This window comes from Microbacterium sp. Bi128, from assembly GCF_918698205.1.
Genome location: NZ_CAKKMM010000790.1, coordinates 1 through 2,328 on the forward strand (window position 1 = coordinate 1; position 2,328 = coordinate 2,328).

A 2,328-nucleotide genomic window follows, 5' to 3' on the forward strand; every position below is an offset into this window, starting at 1 on the left:
CCATGAGCCCCTACGGGGTCGGCGGGGGACACCGGCACACCCCCGAGATCGAACAGGGACTCTCCAAGGCGCTGGGGGCCCCGGTCACTGTCTCCTTCACGCCCACGCTGGCGCCGATGAGCCGCGGCATCCTCACCACGGCGACCGCCAGGGTGCGGCAGCAGCCAGGCCGCAGAGTCACTGCCGCAGACCTGCGTGCCGCCTGGGCCGAAGCCTACGACGACGAACCGTTCGTGCACCTGCTCCCCGAGGGGCATTGGCCCTCCACGAAATCGGTCCAGGGATCGAACCACACGGTCATGCAGCTCGCCTTCGATGAGCACACCGGCCGCGTGATCGTGTGCTGCGCCATCGACAACCTCACCAAGGGGACCGCCGGCGGGGCCGTGCAGTCCATGAACCTAGCCCTCGGCCTGGCGGAAACCGCCGGCCTCAACCTCCAGGGAGTCGCACCGTGAGCATCACCGCACCGCAGGGATTCCGCGCCGCCGGCGTGACGGCCGGGCTCAAGGCTTCCGGCAAGCCGGATGTGGCCCTCGTGGTCAACGACGGCCCGTCCAAGGCCGCCGCGGCGGTCTTCACGTCCAACCGCGTCGCCGCGGCCCCCGTGCACTGGTCCCGCGAAGTGGTCAAGGACGGCCGCGTGGATGCCGTGATCCTCAACTCCGGCGGGGCCAACGCCTGCACCGGGCCCCAGGGGTTCCAGAACACGCACACCACCGCGGAGAAGACCGCCGAAGCCCTCGGCGTCTCCGCCACCGACGTCGTGGTCTGCTCCACCGGACTGATTGGCGAGCAGCTCCCCATGGAGAAAATCCTGGCCGGGATCGGTTCCGCCACCGCAGCCCTGGCCGCGGACGGCGGCCCCGCGGCGGCCACCGCGATCATGACCACGGATTCGGTGTCCAAGCAGTCCGTCTTCACCGGCACGGCCGCGGAGGGCACGCAGTTCACCATCGGCGGCATGGCCAAGGGCGCCGGCATGCTGGCCCCGGGCCTGGCCACCATGCTGGTGGTCCTCACCACGGACGCCGACGTCCCGCCGGACGTGCTCGACGCCGAACTCCGCAACGCCACGCGGCTCACCTTCGACCGGGCGGACTCGGACGGCTGCATGTCCACCAACGACACCGTGGTGCTGCTCGCCTCCGGCGCCTCCGGTGCCGCGCCGTCCGCCGCCGACTTCGGCGCCGGCCTGACCCAGGTCTGCGCCGAGCTGGCCCGGAAACTGATCGGCGACGCCGAGGGCGCCAGCCACGACATCGCGATCCGGACGTTCAACGCCGCGAGCGAGCGGGACGCCGAAATCGTCAGCCGCGCCGTCGCCCGCTCCAACCTGTTCAAGACCGCGATCTTCGGCAAGGACCCCAACTGGGGCCGCGTGCTGTCCGCCGTCGGCACCACCGACGCGGCCTTCGAACCGGACCAGCTGAACGTGTCCACGAACGGTGTGCAGATCTGCCGCAACGGCAGCATCGGCGATGACCGGAACCTCGTGGACCTCGAACCGCGCGAGGTCCTGGTCGAAATCGACCTGCAGGCCGGTGCAGCCGAGGCCACGATCCTCACCAACGACCTCACCCACGACTACGTCCACGAAAACAGCGCCTACTCCAGCTGACCTCCCCGGAGGGATGAACAGCAGGGATGAACAGAGGACGAACAGCATGAACACCCAGACACGCGAGACCACCTCCCAGTCCGACGCCCGGGACAAAGCCGCCACGCTGATCGAGGCGCTGCCCTGGATCCAGCGCTTTGCCGGCAGCACCATGGTGATCAAGTACGGCGGCAATGCCATGGTCAACGACGAGCTCCGCCGCGCCTTCGCCGAGGACGTCGTGTTCCTGCACCACGTCGGCATCCACCCCGTGGTGGTGCATGGCGGCGGCCCGCAGATCAACGCCATGCTCAGCCGGCTCGGGATCGAATCCGAATTCAAGGGCGGGCTGCGTGTCACCACGCCCGAGGCCATGGACGTGGTCCGGATGGTCCTCACCGGCCAGGTGGGACGCGAACTCGTGGGCCTGATCAACTCCCACGGCCCGTACGCGGTCGGGATGTCCGGCGAAGACGGCGGCCTGCTCCGCGCCGTCCGCACCGGCACCGTGGTGGACGGCGAAGAGGTGGACCTGGGCCTGGTGGGCGAGGTGGTCGGGGTGAACCCGGAAGGCATTGAGGACATCCTCGCGGCCGGCCGGATTCCTGTGATCTCCACCGTCGCCCCGGAAATCCACGACGACGGATCCACCACGGGGCAGGTACTTAATGTGAACGCGGACACGGCGGCGGCCGCGGTCGCGTCGGCCCTGGGTGCCTCCAAGCTGG

At 69.6% G+C, this 2,328-nt stretch carries 3 protein-coding genes; all 3 read left to right on the plus strand.

From position 1 onward, the window contains the following. Positions 1-458 (plus strand): Asd/ArgC dimerization domain-containing protein (locus LQV45_RS26280; protein WP_253074586.1); only part of this gene is annotated, 458 nt, incomplete at its 5' end. After that, positions 455-1,621 (plus strand): bifunctional glutamate N-acetyltransferase/amino-acid acetyltransferase ArgJ, encoded by a 1,167-nt coding sequence (argJ, locus tag LQV45_RS26285; protein WP_230009629.1) that lies wholly within the window; start codon positions 455-457, stop codon positions 1,619-1,621. The genes LQV45_RS26280 and argJ, both read left to right, overlap by 4 nt. 46 nt (positions 1,622-1,667) lie before the next feature. Then, positions 1,668-2,328, plus strand: a 661-nt coding sequence (argB, locus tag LQV45_RS26290) for an acetylglutamate kinase (RefSeq protein WP_230009630.1), incomplete at its 3' end; no start/stop codon positions are given.